The organism is Rhizobium sp. EC-SD404, assembly GCF_902498825.1.
In the GTDB taxonomy this organism is placed as follows: Bacteria; Pseudomonadota; Alphaproteobacteria; order Rhizobiales; family Rhizobiaceae; genus Georhizobium.
This window is the reverse complement of record NZ_LR701459.1, coordinates 3,488,617-3,505,877: the sequence shown is the minus strand read 5'-3', so window position 1 is coordinate 3,505,877 and position 17,261 is coordinate 3,488,617. Positions and strand designations below refer to the sequence as shown.

Annotated in this window: 13 protein-coding genes; 10 read left to right on the top strand and 3 right to left on the bottom strand. The window is 63.3% G+C overall.

Features of this window, described 5'->3' with window-relative positions:
- The first annotated feature begins 142 nt into the window (after nt 1–142).
- Nucleotides 143–2,056: an autotransporter assembly complex protein TamA gene (locus GC125_RS17750; protein WP_353617093.1), complete on the top strand. Its 1,914-nt coding sequence runs from the start codon at nt 143–145 to the stop codon at nt 2,054–2,056.
- Nucleotides 2,053–6,687: a translocation/assembly module TamB domain-containing protein gene (locus GC125_RS17745; RefSeq protein ID WP_151986868.1), complete on the top strand. Its 4,635-nt coding sequence runs from the start codon at nt 2,053–2,055 to the stop codon at nt 6,685–6,687. The genes GC125_RS17750 and GC125_RS17745 overlap by 4 nt, the downstream gene beginning before the upstream one ends.
- A gap of 51 nt (nt 6,688–6,738) precedes the next feature.
- On the opposite strand, the gene GC125_RS17740 is transcribed toward GC125_RS17745, so the two are convergent.
- A complete protein-coding gene (locus GC125_RS17740; protein WP_151986867.1) occupies nt 6,739–7,791 on the bottom strand; it encodes a LacI family transcriptional regulator in 1,053 nt (350 codons plus the stop codon).
- Nucleotides 7,792–8,025: 234 nt separating this feature from the next.
- On the opposite strand from GC125_RS17740, the gene GC125_RS17735 reads away from it, so the two are divergent.
- The 8 genes from GC125_RS17735 (at nt 8,026) to GC125_RS17700 (ending at nt 15,227) form a co-directional block, all read left to right on the top strand.
- Nucleotides 8,026–9,279, top strand: coding sequence for an ABC transporter substrate-binding protein (locus GC125_RS17735; protein WP_199864730.1), 1,254 nt, complete (start codon nt 8,026–8,028; stop codon nt 9,277–9,279).
- A gap of 114 nt (nt 9,280–9,393) precedes the next feature.
- Nucleotides 9,394–10,314, top strand: coding sequence for a carbohydrate ABC transporter permease (locus GC125_RS17730; RefSeq protein ID WP_126006643.1), 921 nt, complete (start codon nt 9,394–9,396; stop codon nt 10,312–10,314).
- A complete protein-coding gene (locus GC125_RS17725) occupies nt 10,311–11,192 on the top strand; it encodes a carbohydrate ABC transporter permease (protein WP_151986865.1) in 882 nt (293 codons plus the stop codon). The genes GC125_RS17730 and GC125_RS17725 overlap by 4 nt, the downstream gene beginning before the upstream one ends.
- A gap of 4 nt (nt 11,193–11,196) precedes the next feature.
- Nucleotides 11,197–12,315 carry an ABC transporter ATP-binding protein gene (locus GC125_RS17720; RefSeq protein ID WP_151986864.1) on the top strand — a complete coding sequence of 373 codons (1,119 nt, stop codon included), beginning with the start codon at nt 11,197–11,199 and terminating at the stop codon, nt 12,313–12,315.
- Nucleotides 12,316–12,326: 11 nt separating this feature from the next.
- Nucleotides 12,327–13,238, top strand: coding sequence for an ROK family protein (locus tag GC125_RS17715; RefSeq protein ID WP_151986863.1), 912 nt, complete (start codon nt 12,327–12,329; stop codon nt 13,236–13,238).
- 17 nt (nt 13,239–13,255) lie between these two features.
- A complete protein-coding gene (locus tag GC125_RS17710; protein WP_151986862.1) occupies nt 13,256–13,750 on the top strand; it encodes a heme-degrading domain-containing protein in 495 nt (164 codons plus the stop codon).
- A complete protein-coding gene (locus GC125_RS17705) occupies nt 13,747–14,931 on the top strand; it encodes an AGE family epimerase/isomerase (RefSeq protein ID WP_151986861.1) in 1,185 nt (394 codons plus the stop codon). Before GC125_RS17710 ends, GC125_RS17705 begins: the two co-directional genes overlap by 4 nt.
- Entirely contained in the window at nt 14,928–15,227 is a 300-nt protein-coding gene (locus GC125_RS17700; RefSeq protein WP_151986860.1) for an Rdx family protein, read from the top strand. The genes GC125_RS17705 and GC125_RS17700 overlap by 4 nt, the downstream gene beginning before the upstream one ends.
- 5 nt (nt 15,228–15,232) lie before the next feature.
- Here GC125_RS17700 and GC125_RS17695 read toward each other — a convergent pair whose 3' ends face one another.
- Together GC125_RS17695 and GC125_RS17690 are read right to left on the bottom strand one after the other, a co-directional pair.
- The gene (locus GC125_RS17695; protein ID WP_151986859.1) at nt 15,233–16,216 is read right to left on the bottom strand and encodes a type II secretion system F family protein; all 984 of its coding nucleotides are present in this window, start codon (nt 16,214–16,216) and stop codon (nt 15,233–15,235) included.
- An 18-nt stretch (nt 16,217–16,234) separates the two neighbouring features.
- Nucleotides 16,235–17,248: a type II secretion system F family protein gene (locus GC125_RS17690; RefSeq protein ID WP_151986858.1), complete on the bottom strand. Its 1,014-nt coding sequence runs from the start codon at nt 17,246–17,248 to the stop codon at nt 16,235–16,237.
- Between the last annotated feature and the right edge of the window lie 13 nt (nt 17,249–17,261).

The window sequence follows — 17,261 nt, the reverse complement described above, 5'->3', positions numbered from 1 at the left end:
TGCACCAACACGCCTCGTTGCTGCCAGTTACGTGAAATCAGGGTTGCTTGCCTTGCCGATTGCCGGCGCGTTTACGTAAGGTCACCGTACTAAGACGCAGCGTTGCGTCAGGACGAACGGCTGTCGAGGAAGTGGGTTCGCGTTGCGTCGAAGACTGGGAGAGAGCGCATCAGCCATCGCGTTGGCGGTGCTGATGGCCGGAACGACGGGGCAGGCGGCTGCCTTCGAATTGTTCGGCATTCGGATTTTCGGAAGCAGCGAGCCGGCCGAAGCCGACGTGATCGGGGATCCTCAGAACTATGACGCGACGTTCGAAGCCGGATCAGCTGAAGGCCGCGTGCTTGACGCAGTGCGCGGCGCCTCCAGGCTCTGGGGTGATCGCGACGAGCCTGCCTCAGGCTCCGCAGGTCTGATCGGCCGCGCCAAGTCCGATTATGCCCGTATGGTGGCAGCACTTTACACCGAAGGCCATTACGGTGGTTCGGTGAGCATCTTGGTTGATGGCCGCGAGGCTGCCGATCTTCCCGTCGACACCCAGTTGTCCGATCCGGCCGTCGTGACCATCACGGTCGATGTCGGCCCTCAATTTGCATTCGGCCAAACGGCGGTCGGCAATCAGGCGCCCCCTCCGACCGAGCGCGGCGATGAAGTGGCTCTGCCGTCCGACGAGGGCCTTGCGCCCGGCGAAATCGCCCGCTCCGGCGTTGTCATTCGCGGCGAGCGATTGGCCACGGAGGCTTGGCGGCAGCAGGGCTTCGCCAAGGCCGAGATCGCCGATCGGACCGTGACGGCCAACCATAACTCGCAGACCGTGGATGTGGCGATCACCGTCGATCCCGGCCAGCGCGCCGCCTACGGCCAGACGCGGGTCGAAGGCGCCCAGCGCATGGATTCGGACTATATCCGCTACATGACCGATCTGCCCGAGGGGCAGGAATATGATCCCGATGACATCGAGCGGGCACGCCAGCGGCTGGCGCGGCTCGATGTGTTCCAGGCGCTGACCGTTCGCGAAGCCGACGAGATCGCCCGCAACGGCCTTTTGCCGATGACGGTGAACGTGCAGGAGCGCCCGCTCCGTCGTCTCGGGGTCGGCGGCACCTTTTCGACGGTGGACGGCTTGGGCGTCGAGACGTTCTGGCTGCACCGCAACCTCTTTGGCAAGGCCGAGCGCCTCAGGCTCGACGCGCGCGTCGGCGGCATCGGTGACACGATCGATGTTGAGGAATTCGACTATTCGCTCGGCGCGACCTTCACGCGGCCGGGCGTTTTCACGCCCGATACCAATTTCGTCGCCAGCCTCCTCGGCAAGCGCGAAGTGCTCGATGTCTACACCGAGACCTCCGTCGCGGCCAGGATGGGCTTCACACACATCTTCTCTGACTACCTGAGTGGCGAGATCTTCGCTGAAGCGAAATACGCCGATTTCGAAGACGATCTCGGCGAGCGCAGTTTCACCACGTTTGGTTTGCCGGCTAAGCTGACCTACGACACCCGCGACAATTCCGCTGACGCGACTGAAGGCTACTTCCTCGAAGTGACCGCCGAGCCGTTCTACGAATTCGAGTTCGGCAACATTGCCGGACGGGCGACGGTCGAGGGTCGGGCCTATTACGGCCTCGATGCCGAAGATCGTTTCGTGCTGGCAGGTAAGCTCAAGATCGGATCCATCGTCGGCGCCGACCTGTTTGAGCTTCCGCCGGACAAACTGTTTCTCTCGGGCGGCGGCGGCTCCACGCGCGGCTATGCTTATCGCGGCATCGGTGTCGTCGGACCGGGTGGTGAAGTCACCGGCGGCCGTTCGCTGATCGAGGCTTCGGGCGAAATTCGCACCAAGGTAACGGAATCGATTGGCCTCGTCGGCTTTGCCGATGTTGGCTATGTCGGCGCGGAATCTTTCCCGGATTTCTCCGAAGACCTGAAGATCGGCGTCGGCATCGGCCTTCGCTATCAGACGGGCCTCGGGCCCATCCGTCTCGATGCCGCTATGCCGCTCGATCCGGGGCCGGATGATCCGGACTTTGCCCTCTATGTCGGGATAGGACAGGCATTTTGACCCGTTTTCTCCTCCTCATCCTTGCCATTCTGTTCGCCGGTCCTGCCTTTGCGCAGGAAGAGGAAGCGGAGACGCGCTCGGCCTTCACGCGCTTCGTCGAAAATCAGCTGTCGGCTGAAAACCGGCAGATCCGTCTGCGCGGCATCCAGGGCGCCCTGTCATCCGAGGCCGTGATTGGCGAGATTACCGTCGCCGACCGCGAAGGCGTATGGCTGCGGATCGTCAATGCGCGCATCGACTGGACCCGCTCGGCCCTTCTGCGCGGGCGGCTCGACATTGAAAGCCTGACGGCCGACCGCATCGAGGTCAGCCGTCAGCCTGTACCGGCTGAGGGTGCTCCCGCACCGGAAGCCGGTGGTTTTGCGCTTCCCGAATTGCCCGTCGCGGTTCGATTGGAACAGCTTACCGTGCCGGAAGTGTTCTTTGGTCAGACTGTCTTCGGTCTGGAGTCGGTGCTGTCAGTCAATGGCGGCATCACGCTCGCGGACGGCGCTTTGGAAACGAACCTCGCCATCGAGAGGCTCGATGGCCCGGGCGGTTCGCTCACACTTGCGCTCGCCTATGCCAATGCCACCGAAGAGCTCAATCTCGATCTTGCCGTCTCGGAGCCGCAAGACGGCATTCTGGCCAATCTGCTCTCGATCGAAGATCGCCCCGCGGTTGACCTCAGCCTCGCGGGCTCTGGACCCCTCGGCGATCTGACGGTTGCGTTGACGCTGGATGCCGACGGGACGCGAGTCGTGTCCGGTACATCGCGTCTGGAGCGAACCGCAGCGGGCTTGGCGGTCGACGCCGATGTCGAAGGCGCGATTGCCCGTCTCGTGGCGCCGGCATTCCGCGACTTTTTTGGTGAGAGTGCCAGCCTGAGCGTGGACGCTCTCGTGCGCGACGAAGGCGGACTGGCTGTCGAGGCACTGACCATCGACACCGCCTCTCTTTCCGTGAATGCCGCGGCAGAGACCAGCGCGGACAATTTCCTCCGGCGCCTGCGGCTTGAAGCCACTCTGGCCGATCCAGCGGGCGACGCCGTCATCCTGCCTGTGGCCGGCGGCGATTCGAGCGTGCGGCAAGCGCGGCTGACGGTCGATTATGGAGCCGACGCTTCGGAGAACTGGTCGGGTGCCTTGACGGTCGACGGGCTGGAAACCGCAACGCTTGCGGCAGACGGCGTTGACCTCACCTTCGGCGGTATCGCTGCCGCCCTGGACGATCCGGAAAATCGGCGTGTGACCTTCAACGTCGAAGGCGCGATGACGGGGATCGAGACCGAAGACGAGGCCGTGGCCAACGCCATTGGGCAGAGGCTCGATCTGGCAATCGATGGCGCATGGTCCTCGGGCAGCGCCGTCGATCTGACGCGCGCCGAACTGAGCGGCGAGGCGCTGGCGCTCCGACTTGCCGGCGCCATCGAAGAATTCGTCTATACGGGCACCATCGGCATCGTGGCCGAGAGCATCGCGCCCTTCGCAGATCTCGCCGGGCGGCCGCTTGCCGGCAGCATCGATCTGTCCGCCGATGGAACGCTGGCGCCGATTTCGGGAGCATTCGATCTGACGCTCGACGGCAGCGGCACCGGCCTGCAGGTCGGCACGCCGGCGCTCGACGCTTTGATCGAGAGCACCGTGCAGCTGTCGGGCAGGCTTGCCCGTGGCGAAGCAGGTTTCGAGGCCGGTGATTTCCGCATCGAGAATGATCAGTTCAGCCTGGTTGCCGATGGGGTTTATTCGACCGAACGCGCCGATATCGCGCTCGACATTATGCTTGCCGATCTCGCCCTCGTGAGCGAAGACGCATCTGGCCGGCTGACCTTGACGGGCACCGCGACCGGCGACGGCGGTCCCGTCGCGCTCGATCTTCAGGGCGGCATTCCGAGCGGCACACTCGTTGACCGACCGCTGCGCGAGGCGACTTTCGGCTTCCAGGGCAACGTGATCGGCGTCGATGCGACGACGGGTTCGCCCTATGGCAACGGCGTCGAAGGCGAGTTGCTGGTGGATGCCTTCCTCGATGGGCAGCGCATCGGTCTCAACGCCGATCTGTTTGCTTCTCCGGAGCGCCGTGCCCTCGACAATCTCGATTTCCGTGCAGGCGGGGCAACGATTGCCGGCTCGGTGGCGCAGAATGCCGATGGCCTCCTGAGCGGCACGATCACGCTCGATGCGCCTGACATCGAGACCCTGGCGGCGCTCGCGCTTCAGGACGCGACCGGCACGGCCAACGCAGATATCGAATTCATCATCGTCGATGGGCGTCAGGACGCGGTCGTTTCCGCCGATCTTTCCAACATCGCCGCGGAGGCCGTCACGCTGTCCTCCGCGCGGATCGATGCGACCATCGAAGACCTTTTCGAAGTTCCGAAGATCGACGGCGCGGTGGAAGCCGCAGGCCTCGAAGCGGGTGGCACCGTCGTCGAGCGGCTCAACGCGACCGCCAACCGCCAGGGCGCGCTGACGGACTTCACGGCGAACGCCAATTTGGCGGGCGGCACGACGATTGCGCTTTCCGGTGCGCTCGAAGACATCGAAACGGGCTTCCGCGTGGCCTTGGCCGAACTGGCTTTGACGCAAGGCCAGACGGCCGCACGGCTTCTGCAACCCGCTGAAATCCTGGTCGAAGGCGAACGCTATACACTGGGCGACATCGTGCTCGATGTCGCCGGTGGCGAGATCCGTGCAAGCGGCACGGTCGCAGAAGAAATCAACCTCGATGTCGCAATCCGGGCCCTTCCGCTCGCGATCGCCAACACCGTCATGCCCGACCTCCAGGCGGCCGGCACGGTGAACGGCACGGCGCAGATCCGCGGCACGCGGGACGCACCGGACATCACGTTCGACGTCGAGGGCCGGGGCATCACCGCCGCGCCGGTGCGCGAACTCGGGCTCGGCACCATTTCGGTCGACGCTTCGGGCCGGTCGTCGGGCAATCGGGTGAATATCGATTCGCAGCTTGCGGCAGCGGGTGGCATCAACGTCGACGTATCCGGCTCCGCGCCGATCGGCGAAGGCCAGCTTGCGCTCGACGTGACCGTCAACGAACTGCCGCTGGCAACCATCGACGTGCTGGCCGGCAATCAGGGGCTCCAGGGCCGCGTTTCCGCCGATGCGCAGGTCACCGGAACGATCGCAGCTCCGGTCGTCGCATTCGATGTCACCGGCTCGGGCGTTTCGGCGAGCGTTCTGGCCAGCAACGGCATCACGCCGCTCGGCATCGCCGCAAACGGCCGCTTCGCCGGCCAGGCTGTTGCACTCTCGTCGGCAACCGTCACCAATGGTCAGGGCATCGACATCTCCGCGTCGGGCACGGTTCCGCTGAGCGGCAGCGGCCTCAATGTAAACGTGCAGGGCAGTGCTCCGCTCTCCATCGCCAATGTGGCGCTGGCCGAGCGCGGCACGCGTGTTGACGGGACAGTCGAATTGTCGGTGCGGGCAAGCGGCTCAATTGCCGATCCGCGCTTCGACGGCATGGTGTCCACCTCGAACGCCGCCGTGCTCGATCCCGATACGAACGTGCAGTTGCGCGGCATCAACGTCATGGCGTCGATCCAGGGGCAGCAGGTCACAATCAACACGTTCCAGGCAGGCCTTTCCACCGGCGGCACCATTACCGTCGGCGGTACCATTTCGCTCGATGCCGGGGCTGGTTTCCCGGCCAACATCAACATCGTGCTCGACCAGACGCGCTATGCCGACGGCGATTTCCTGATCGTGACTGCCTCGGGCAATCTTGCCGTCACCGGCGGTCTCATCCGCGATCCGCTGGTGTCCGGCACCGTCAACATCGACAATGCCGAGATTGGCATTCCGGAAGGCGGCGGCGGTGCCAATGGCCTGACGGATGTTCGACACATAGATCCACCGCCGGCCGTTGCGGCAACGCTCGATCGCGCCCGGCTGCGCCAGGACGGCGAAATGCCCGTGCCGACATCACGGCCGAGCGTTGTGCAGTTTGACATCCAGGTGAACGCCAATAACCAGATTTTCGTGCGCGGACGTGGTCTCGACGCGGAACTCGGCGGCAGCCTGCGCATCACCGGCCCGGCAACCAATGTGGAACCGGTCGGCGCGTTCGAACTGATCCGCGGTCGCCTGTCGATCCTCGGGCGGCGCATCGTGTTCGATGAAGGCAATGTCACGCTCATCGGCGATCTCGACCCGTTCGTGAACCTGACGGCCTCGTCGCAGTCCGGCGATACGACGGTCATCATCACCGTTTCGGGCCGGGCATCCGATATCCAGATCGACTTCTCATCGCAGCCGGAGCTGCCGGAAGATGAGGTAATCTCACGCCTGATCTTCGATCGAGGCATTTCGGAACTGTCAGCATTCCAGATCGCACAGCTCGCCGCCGCCGTTGCCGAACTTTCGGGTGGGCAGAACACGTCGCTGTTGGGTCAGTTGCGCCAATCGACCGGGCTCGACGACCTCGACGTCGTCACCGATGATGAAGGCAATGCCGCTCTCAGGGCCGGTCGTTATCTCCGCGACAACGTCTATCTGGGCATCCAGGCAGGTTCGGGCGATTCCAGCGAAGTCACCATCGATCTCGACATCACCGAGAACCTGAAGGCACGCGGCGCCGCGGGTGCCGATGGCGATACGAGCCTCGGCATTTTCTTCGAGCGGGATTACTGACCGGAAATGCAGGTCGACCGACCGGTAGGGCGGCGACTGCTTTCTGCAGGGTCAGGCAGCCGTGGCGTCGGCTTTTTCGATCTGCGGGCGATGCAGTTCCTGAAGATCCTCAGGTGCTGCGCCCCCGATGCGTCTGAGCAGCAGCCGACCCATGGCCTCGCCGGCGGCGGCCAGATCTTCCTCGATCGTATCGATCCGCGGCCGAACCGGCGTGAAGAGCGTCGAAGTCTTCTTTGCCACGATCCCGACGTCATGGCCGGGCACCATCGCGCGATCCGTATAGGCGGCCATCACCGCTAGCGCCGAAACCTCGCCGCCGCATACGTAACCGTCGGGCGGTGACGCCTCGTCGAGACGGGCGAGAATGCGCGCATGGATCGCCTCGGCGGAGCTGTCGAGGCTGACGCCGGACAGGACTTCGTAGTCCACGCCCTGCATGCGCACCGCCTTCATGAAGCCGTAGCGCAGGTGATGATGAAAGGTGAAGCGCTCCGGCGGCAGGATGATCGCCGGCTTGGTCCGCCCGGCTGCGATCAGCTTCATAGTCGCCTGGAAGGCGAACTCCTCATTGTCGTAGTCGACGTAAGGGTGCGGCACGGACAGTTCCGTGCGCCCATGGGAGACGAAGGGGAAGTCGTTCTCCAGCAACAGCCGCACACGCTCGTCGAAAGGCTGCGTGCGGGAGAAGATGACGCCGTCTGCCATCCGGTTGCGCATAATGTAGCGCACGGGGTCGAGGTTGGGTGCATCTTCGAAGGAGGGTGTGATCACCAGGTGAAAGGACGTCTGCCGCAGAGCCGTGCTGATACCGCGAATGAGCGACGTGCCGAAATTGATGATTTCCTCGTGGGGGTCGAGGATGAGGCTGATGACATTGGTGCGTCCGGTGCGCAGACGCTGGGCCGCGCGATCGGGCATGTAGCCGATATGGTCGGCCACCTGACGCACGCGCTGACGCGTTTCGAGCGCGATCTGCGGCGCTCCGCTCAGCGCCCGAGACACGGTCGTCACAGCAAGCCCGGTGATCTCGGCGATGGTCCGCAATGTCGGCTTGCCGCCGGCATCGTCCACGTCCCTGCGCGGGAGGTCATCCCGTCCTCTCATCTGCGACCCTCCCCATTCTTGCGTCTCCCCACGCATTTACAACGTTATAAACATGAATGATGAGGGATCGGAAGCGGTAATCGCACAGATCAACCGTCCAAAAAACGATCAGATCGGGTGCATTGCACAATTTTAAATCGATTTGATCTTCCCCGCTTGACAATCTCCAAGCTTGTATCGTTATAAATCCCCACGTCCGGAAGGAACCGGACACGATGGGAGGTTTCCATGACTATTCGCACGATTGCAAAGCTGGCTGCTGGTACCGCACTTCTGGCGCTTTCCGCCGGCAGTGCCAGCGCCCAGGACAAGAGCGTTGAAGTTCTGCATTGGTGGACTGCCGGTGGCGAGGCCGCAGCTGTCAACGTTCTGAAAGAAAACCTGGAAGGCGAAGGCGTCAGCTGGACCGACATGCCGGTTGCCGGCGGTGGCGGTACTCAGGCCATGACCGCGCTGCGCGCCCGCGTCACGTCCGGCGATGCCCCGACGGCCGTCCAGATGCTCGGTTTCGACATCAAGGATTGGGCTGAACTCGGTGTCGTTGCCAACCTGAACGATCTTGCAGCCGAAGAAGGCTGGGATGACGTCGTACCTGCCGCTCTTCAGGAATTCTCCAAGTACGACGGTAACTGGATCGCTGCTCCGGTCAACGTGCACTCGACCAACTGGCTCTGGGTGAACAAGGAAGCCTTCGATGCAGCCGGCGGCGAAGAGCCGACCGACTTCGCAGGCCTCATTGCAATGCTCGACGCCTTCCAGGAGCAGGGCATCACCCCGCTCGCGCACGGCGGCCAGCCTTGGCAGGACGCGACCCTTTGGGAAAACGTCGTTCTTTCCGTCGGCGGCATGGACTTCTATCGCGAAGCCGTCATCGACCTGAACGAGGAAGCGCTGACCGGCGACACGATGCGCGAAGTCTTCGACCACATGACTCAGCTCGCAACCTACTTCGACGACAACTTCTCGGGCCGCGACTGGAACCTGGCATCGGCCATGGTCATCGAAGGTGAAGCCGGCGCACAGCAGATGGGCGACTGGGCGAAGGGCGAGTTCCTGCGCGCCGACCTGACACCGGGCGAAGACTTCGTCTGCATGCGCTTCCCGGGCACCCAGGGCAGCGTTCTGTTCAACTCCGACCAGTTCGTCATGTTCGAAGTCGGTGACGATCAGCGCGAAGCACAGACCCTGATGGCATCCGCCGTCATGGATCCCGCCTTCCAGGTCGCCTTCAATACGGTCAAGGGCTCGGTTCCCGCCCGCACCGACGTTGAAGACACCGAGTTCGACGATTGCGGCAAGAAGGGCATGGCGGATCTCGCCGAAGCTGCTGAAAGCGGTAATCTCGCAGGCTCGATGGCCCATGGCCACGCACAGCCGGCTGCCGTCAAGGAAGCCATGTACGACGTGATCACGCAGCACCTGAACGGCCAGATCACGACCGACGAAGCGCTCGAGCGCCTGCCGCAGGCAGTGGCTTCTGCCCAGTAAGCCATAAGGCTTGGCTATCGGCGCTTCGGCGCCGAACGACCCTAAGGCGCATGGCCTGCAGATGATGCGGGCCATGGGTCCGAACAATTCGATACAAATTGGGAAAGGGCGGAGATGACCGTCACAGTGGACGCGGTCGAGCCAGTGCGCCACAGGGCCGGGGTCCTCGACAAGGCCCGCGATATCCTGCCGAAAGTGGTGCTCGCACCCTCCTTCGCGCTGATCCTGTTCTTCGTCTACGGGTTCATCCTGTGGACGCTCTACCTCTCCTTCACCAATTCGCGCATCCTGCCGGTCTATGAACTGGTAGGGTTTGGCGCCTATGTGAATTTGTGGTCGCAGCCCAATTGGTATGTGGCGCTGCAGAACCTGGCGATCTTCGGCTCGCTCTACATCTTCTTCTGCATCGCGATCGGCCTGACGCTCGCCATCCTGCTCGACCAGCGCATCCGCGGTGAAGGCGTTCTGAGGCCGATCTTCCTCTACCCGATGGCGCTTTCCTTTGTCGTCACCGGTACGGCGTGGAAGTGGTTCCTCAATCCGGGCCTCGGGCTCGAGCGCACCATGAAGCAGTGGGGCTGGGAAAGTTTCGAGTTCGACTGGCTGACGAGCACCGACATGGCGATCTATACGGTCGTGATCGCGGGCGTCTGGCAGGCCTCCGGCTTCGTCATGGCCATGTTTCTCGCCGGTCTGCGCGGCATCGACAGCGAAATCATCAAGGCCGCCGAAATCGATGGCGCTTCCACCTATGCGATTTATCGCCGGATCATCATTCCACTGTTGCGGCCGGCCTTCCTGTCGGCCGTCATCGTGCTCGCCCACATGGCGATCAAGTCCTACGACCTTGTGATTGCATTGACCGGCGGCGGACCTGGGAACGCGACGGAACTGCCGTCGACCTTCATGTATGCCTACACCTTCACGCGCAGCCAGATGGCCGTTGGCTCGGCAAGTGCCGTCATGATGCTGATGGGCATCTCCGCCATCATCATCCCCTATCTCTATTCGGAACTGAGGGAGCGTGAGCGATGAGCGCGGCTGCCACGTCCGTCTCGCCGGGCTCGGCGCGCTTTGCCCGGTATTTCATCTACGCGGTCCTGATCCTGTTTGCGCTGATCTACCTGCTGCCGCTCTTCGTGATGATCATCACGTCGCTGAAGCCGCTGGCCGAGATTCGTTCGGGCAACATGCTGTCGCTACCCCAAGAGCCGTCATTCGAAGCCTGGGCCAAGGCCTGGGGCACCGCGTGCGTCGGCGTCAATTGTACGGGGATCAGCGGCTATTTCTGGAATTCCATCAAGATGGTCATTCCGGCCGTGGCGATCTCCACGATCCTCGGCGCGCTCAATGGCTACGTGTTGACGAAATGGCGCTTTCCCGGCCACAAGCTCGTCTTCGGCATGATGCTCTTCGCATGCTTCATCCCGTTCCAGGCGGTCCTGATCCCGATGGCGCGCGTGCTCGGGCTGATCGGCCTGTCGAATTCCACGACGGGGCTCGTGCTGGTCCACGTCGTCTACGGTCTCGGCTTCACGACGCTGTTTTTCCGCAACTATTATGAGGCGTTTCCGGATGAACTGATCAAGGCGGCCCAGATGGACGGTGCCGGCTTCTTCAAGATCTTCTGGCGCATCCTGCTTCCGAGCTCCGGGCCGATCATCGTCGTGACGGTAATCTACCAGTTCACCAATATCTGGAACGACTTCCTGTTCGGGGTCTCCTTTGCCTCGGGCGGTGGAGCGCCGATGACGGTCGCCTTGAACAACCTCGTCTCGTCGTCGACGGGCGTGAAGGAATACAATGTGGACATGGCAGCCGCCATGTTCGCCGCTCTGCCGACGCTGATCGTCTATGTCGTCGCGGGGCGCTATTTCGTGCGCGGTCTGATGGCCGGCGCGGTGAAGGGATAAGCCCATGGCCTTTCTTGAAATTCGCGATCTCTACAAGACGATCGCCGGTGCCGATATCCTCAAGGGCATCGACATCACGCTCGACAAGGGCGGGTTCCTCGTCCTCGTCGGCCCATCCGGCTGCGGCAAGTCCACCTTGCTGAACACAGTGGCCGGCCTGACCGACGTGACCAAGGGCGACATCGTCATCGACGGCGAGATCGTCAACGACCTGCACCCGTCCAAGCGCGATATCGCGATGGTGTTCCAATCCTACGCGCTCTACCCGAACATGACGGTGGAGGGAAACATCGCCTTCGCGCTCGAAATGCGCGGCGTGCCGAAACCCGAACGCGAGGAAGCGGTGAAGGCGGCGGCGAAGACGCTGCAGATCGAGCATCTCCTGAAGCGACGTCCGAGCCAGCTCTCCGGTGGCCAGCGCCAGCGCGTTGCCATGGGCCGCGCGCTCGTGCGCAAGCCGCGCGTATTTCTGTTCGACGAACCGTTGTCGAACCTCGACGCGAAGCTGCGCGTGGAAATGCGGGCCGAGATCAAGCGCCTGCACCGCGATACCGGTGCCACGATCGTCTATGTGACTCACGACCAGATCGAGGCGATGACCATGGCGACCAAGATCGCCGTGCTCAAGGAAGGCATCGTCCAGCAGGTGGGTTCGCCTGAGGAAATCTACCGCCGCCCGGCCAATTTGTTCGTCGCCGACTTCATGGGTTCGCCCGCGATGAACCTGCTGGAAGGCAAGGTCGTCACCAATGGCACCGAGCAGGCGATCGAATTCGCCGGGAGCGGCAGCGACGGTCCGATCCGTCTCGCGATGCCGAGCTCGGTCCGCGAAACCAAGTTCGTCGACGGCCAGGGCGTCATTCTGGGCATCCGCCCCGAGGCGATCACCGATCGCGGCCTGACGGATCCCGAAGCGAATTCCGTGAGCTTCGTCGATGCGCTTGTCGATCTCGTCGAGCCGACCGGCTCCGACACCTTCGTCGTGACCAAGATCGCCGGCAAGGAGATCACCGCCCGCGTGCGCTCCGATGTCGATGCGCGCGCCGGCGAGACATTCCAGTTCGCCTTCAATCTGGACAAGGCTGTCGTGTTCGATCCCAAGACGACCCAGCGCCTCGCCTGACCGGTGAGACAATGCTGATCGGTATCGATTGGGGCGGCACCAAGATGGAAGTGATCGCGCTCTCGCCCCATGGCGAGACGCGCGCACGTCATCGCATCGACACGCCGCGCGCCGGCTACGATGCCTGCGTGACTGCGGTGCGCGATCTCGTCGCGCATGTTGAAGCAGAGACGGGCGAGCGCGGCACCGTCGGTCTCGGCATTCCAGGCAGTCCGTCGCCGCGCACCGGCCTCATCCGCAACGCCAACACGACCTTCCTGAACGGCAAGCCGCTCGGCGCGGACCTCCAAACCGCGCTCGACCGCCCGGTGCGCATCACCAATGACGGCAATTGCTTTGCCGTATCGGAGGCGGTGGATGGGGCAGGCGAGGGCGCCCATGTGGTCTTCGGCATCATCATCGGCACCGGCCACGGTGGCGGTCTCGTCATCGACGGGCGCGTCCATGCGGGGTTTCAGGGTTTCGCCGGCGAAATCGGCCACTATCCGCTGCCGTGGATGCGGCCGGACGAATATCCGGGCCACACCTGCTGGTGCGGCAAGACCGGCTGCCAGGAAATGTATGCGTCCGGCACCGGGCTCGAACTCGACTACCGCCTGACGACCGGCCGGGCAAAACGCGGCCGCGACATTCTCGCCGACAAGCGTGCCGGCGATGCGGTGGCGGATGGTGTCTACCGCCGTTTTGCGGATCGTCTCGCCCGTAGTCTTGCGCTGCTGGTCAACGTCGTCGATCCCGATGTCTTCGTGCTTGGCGGCGGCATGTCCAATGTCGACGAACTCTATGCCGACCTGCCGCCGCTGATCGAGACCTACATCTTCGGCGACGGCTTCGAGACTCCGATCCGCAAGGCGGTGCATGGCGACAGTTCGGGGGTTCGCGGCGCCGCCTGGCTGTGGAAGGATAGCGCGACAAGCGCCTGAATCGCGAAGGACCCACCATGCAGGATATCGAAGCCGATCTGAGAAAGATCGCCGAGCAGGAAGACGCGCTCGTTTTTGCGACCTTCGATGCGGATCAGGCCTTCAAGCTGGGCACGCTTCTGCGCGATGCCGCAAAGCAGGCGGACGTCTCGGTTGCGATCGACATCACGATCGCCGGCCAGTGCCTGTTCCACACCGTCGTTGGCGGGGCGACGCTCGATAACGCCAACTGGATCCGGCGCAAGCGCAACGTGGCCCTTCATTTTCAGCGGGCGAGCTATGCCGTCGGTCTCGGGCTGAAGCGGGCGGAGGCGACGCTCGACGGGAAATATGCGCTTGCCGATGCGGACTATGCGGCCCATGGCGGCAGCTTCCCGATCCGCATTCAAGGTGCTGGTATGATCGGGACCGTTACCGTTTCGGGCCTGCCGCAGCGCGACGATCACGCCATGGTTGTTGTGGCACTGGCAGCGCTTATCGGCAAAAGCGTCGAGGAGCTCGCTTTCGCATGAGCGGCGAACTTGGCAATGCACAAGCCCACGCGCGTGCCCTGCGGCGGTGGCTGGACGAGGACGCCCTGCCGCTTTGGGCGGATCGCGGCGTCGACCCCGATTGGGGCTTCGTTGAACGGATGGACCATTCCGGCAATGCGGTGAGCGAACCGGTGCGCGCACGCGTGGTGCCACGGCAGATTTACGTCTATGCCGAAGCAGGGCTGCATCACTGGAACGGCGATTGGCGCTCGCCGGTGGAACAGGCGCTCGATCGGCTGACAACCGTCTATCGGCGCGGCGATGGCCTTTACGGAAATGTTGCCGGACCCGACGGTCTGATCGACGATCGGTTCGATCTCTATAACCATGCCTTCGTTCTCCTTGCGCTGGCTTCGGCGGCTAAGGTGTTCCTGGAAAAGCGTGGCGCACTGCATCATGAGGCGGTGGCGCTCCTGTCGCGTTTGAAGGCGCGGTTTTCCCATCCGATTGCCGGGTTTGAGGAAAGCGAGCCGCCGACGGCGCCGCTCAAGTCCAATCCGCACATGCATCTCTTCGAGGCCGCGCAGGTCTGGACGGCAGTGCCCGATGTGGACACAGGCGCATTCGCCGCGCTCGCGGATGAGATCGCATCACTCGCGACCCGCCGTTTCATTAATGCCGAGACCGGCGCGCTGCGGGAATTCTTCGGCAGAGACTGGTTGCCGATGCCGGATGAGACGGGCCGGATCGTCGAGCCGGGCCATCAGTTCGAGTGGGCCTGGTTGCTTGCCCGCCACGCCCGCGGCGGTGTCGCAGAGGATCGCCATGTCGCCTATGCGGCCCGGCTTTTCGACATCGGAGAAACGCACGGCGTGGACACGCGCGGCGTTGCCTTCATGGCGTTGGACGACGCGTTCGGCGTGGTCGACCCCATCGCACGTCTTTGGGCGCAGACGGAATGGCTGAAGGCTGCGAGCCTGCTGGCCGCCATGTGCTCGGGTCGCGAGCGCGAACGCTATCTTGCCTCGGCAGCGCGGGCCGCATCTGCGCTCAGGCGGTTCCTGGAGACCCCGGTCAGCGGCCTATGGTTTGACAAGATGCGGGCCGATGGCTCGTTCGTCGACGAGCCGGCGCCGGCGAGCAGCTTCTATCACATCGCCTGCGCGATCTATGAGTTCGAAGACAGGCTCGGCGAGATCGCCGGTGCGAGGTCGATGTGAGCGGCGAGCACACATCCAAACCGACGATCTCCATCCGCTATTGCACGCAGTGCAACTGGCTTCTGCGCTCGGCATGGTTGGCTCAGGAACTGCTGCAGACATTCGGTCAGGAACTGGAGGCGGTAGCGCTCGAGCCCGGGACTGGCGGCGTCTTCGAGATCAGGGTCGGCGATGAACTCGTCTGGGAGCGCAAGCGCGACGGCGGCTTTCCCGAAGCCAAGGTGCTGAAGCAGCGTGTGCGGGATGCGGCGTTTCCCGAGCGCGATCTCGGCCATTCCGACCGGACGTCGGGCTAGCGTTCTTAGAACGTGTCCATGACGCCGATGATGGCGGGGCCGAGGATGACGCCGAAGAGAACCGGCAGGAAGAACAGGATCATCGGTACGGTGAGCTTCGGCGGCAAGGCTGCGGCCTTCTTCTCGGCTTCCATCATGCGGTGGTCCCGGCTTTCCTGAGCAAGAACGCGCAGCGCCTGGGCGATCGGCGTGCCGTAACGCTCGGCCTGGATCAGTGCCTGGCTGACGGATCTGACGCTTTCGAGGCCGGTCCGGTTGCCGAGGTTCTCATACGCCTGACGGCGCTCTTGCAGATAGGAAAGCTCGGCCGTCGTGAGAACGAGTTCCTCGGCCAGAGCCGTCGATTGGGATGCGATCTCATCGGCTACGCGGCGGAGCGCCGCTTCGATCGAGACGCCGGATTCCACGCAGATCAGCGTCAGATCGAGCGCATCGGGCCAGGCGAGGCGAATGGATTTCTGCCGCTTGTTTGCATTGTTGGTGACGTAGATGTTCGGCGCATAGAAGCCGGCATAGGCGACGACCATGCAGAACAGGAGCTTGATCGTGAAGGGCTGTTCGGCAAGCCCGCCCATGAACATCACATAGAAGACGGCGCCGGCCAGAAAGAAGAAGGGCAGAGCGAAGCGCGCGAAGAGGAACCGGTTGAGCGCATTGGGACTGCGGTAGCCGGCGGAGCGAAGTTTCGCGACCGTGTTGTCATCGACGAGCGCCTTGCGCAGGTTCAGCTTTTCGACGATCTGGCGGAGCGACGAGTTGTTTTCCTGGCGTAGCGACCCGCGACGGTTCTGCTCCGCATTGAGCCGGGCGCGTTCCCGCGCACGAATTTCATCGCGCTCGACGGCCACTGCCTTCATGCGCTGGTTGAGGTCGCCGCGCTCGAAATAGGGCATCACGAACGTGATGAGCGTCGCGAACACCGAGATCGAGACCAGCACTGCGAGCACGAAGCTCGGTTGGGTCGCCGTGTTGATGATGGTCGTGAACATCGTGTTGCCCGCCCCGGCTCAGACTTCGAAATTGATCATGTTGTGCATGACGAGAATGCCGATGCTCATCCATACGGCCGATACACCGATGATGAACTGACCGCGCGCATCGGTGAACAAGACGATCATGTAGTCCGGCGACGTCAGGTAGACGAGAAATGCGACGATGAAGGGCAGGGCGCCGATGATGGCCGCCGACGCCTTCGCTTCCATCGAAAGCGCCTGGACCTTCGCCTTCATCTTGCGGCGGTCGCGAAGCACCTTCGAAAGATTGCCGAGCGCTTCGGAGAGGTTGCCGCCGGCCTGGGCCTGGATCGAAATGACGATGGCGAAGAAGCTCGCCTCGGGCAGCGGTACGCTGTTGTAGAGCCGTGCGACGGCGTCCGGTACAGACATGCCGAGCTGCTGGGCTTCGACAATCCGGCGGAACTCGCTCTTGACCGGCTCCTGGCCTTCCGCCGCGATCAAGCGGATCGCGTCGTTGAGCGGCAGACCGGACTTGATCGAGCGCACCATGACGTCGAGCGCATTGGGAAATTCGTTGAGAAAGGCCTTCATGCGCTTTGAGCGAATGTAGCCGACGATCCACCGTGGCACGCCGAAACCAGCAGCGAACGCCACTCCTGCGACTACAAGAAGCGGCATTCCGACCACAAACGTGATGAACCCGAGCAGGGCTCCGAGCCCGGCGCTCATCAAGTAGAACTGGCGCGGGGTGATGGAGAGACCCGCCTGAATCAGAAGCACCTTGAGAGGCGGAGACTTGGAAGTCTTCTGGTTCTCTTTCTGCTTGTCTTCGAGATCCTTCAGCGAATTCTCGATCGTCTTGCGGCGGCGCGAAGCTTCGTTGACGCGGTCACGCGCGACACGCACGGCGTTCAGGTCCGTTTCAGCCGCGCGCACGCGCTTCAGCCGGACCTGCGCCTTCTTCTCGTTCTCGAAGCGCGAGTAAAGCGCGCCATAGGCGAGCCCCGCTGCGGCCACTGCGACGAGCAGGACGATGAGAACAACTTGCGGGTCTAAACCGAACACGAGCGTCGCCTTC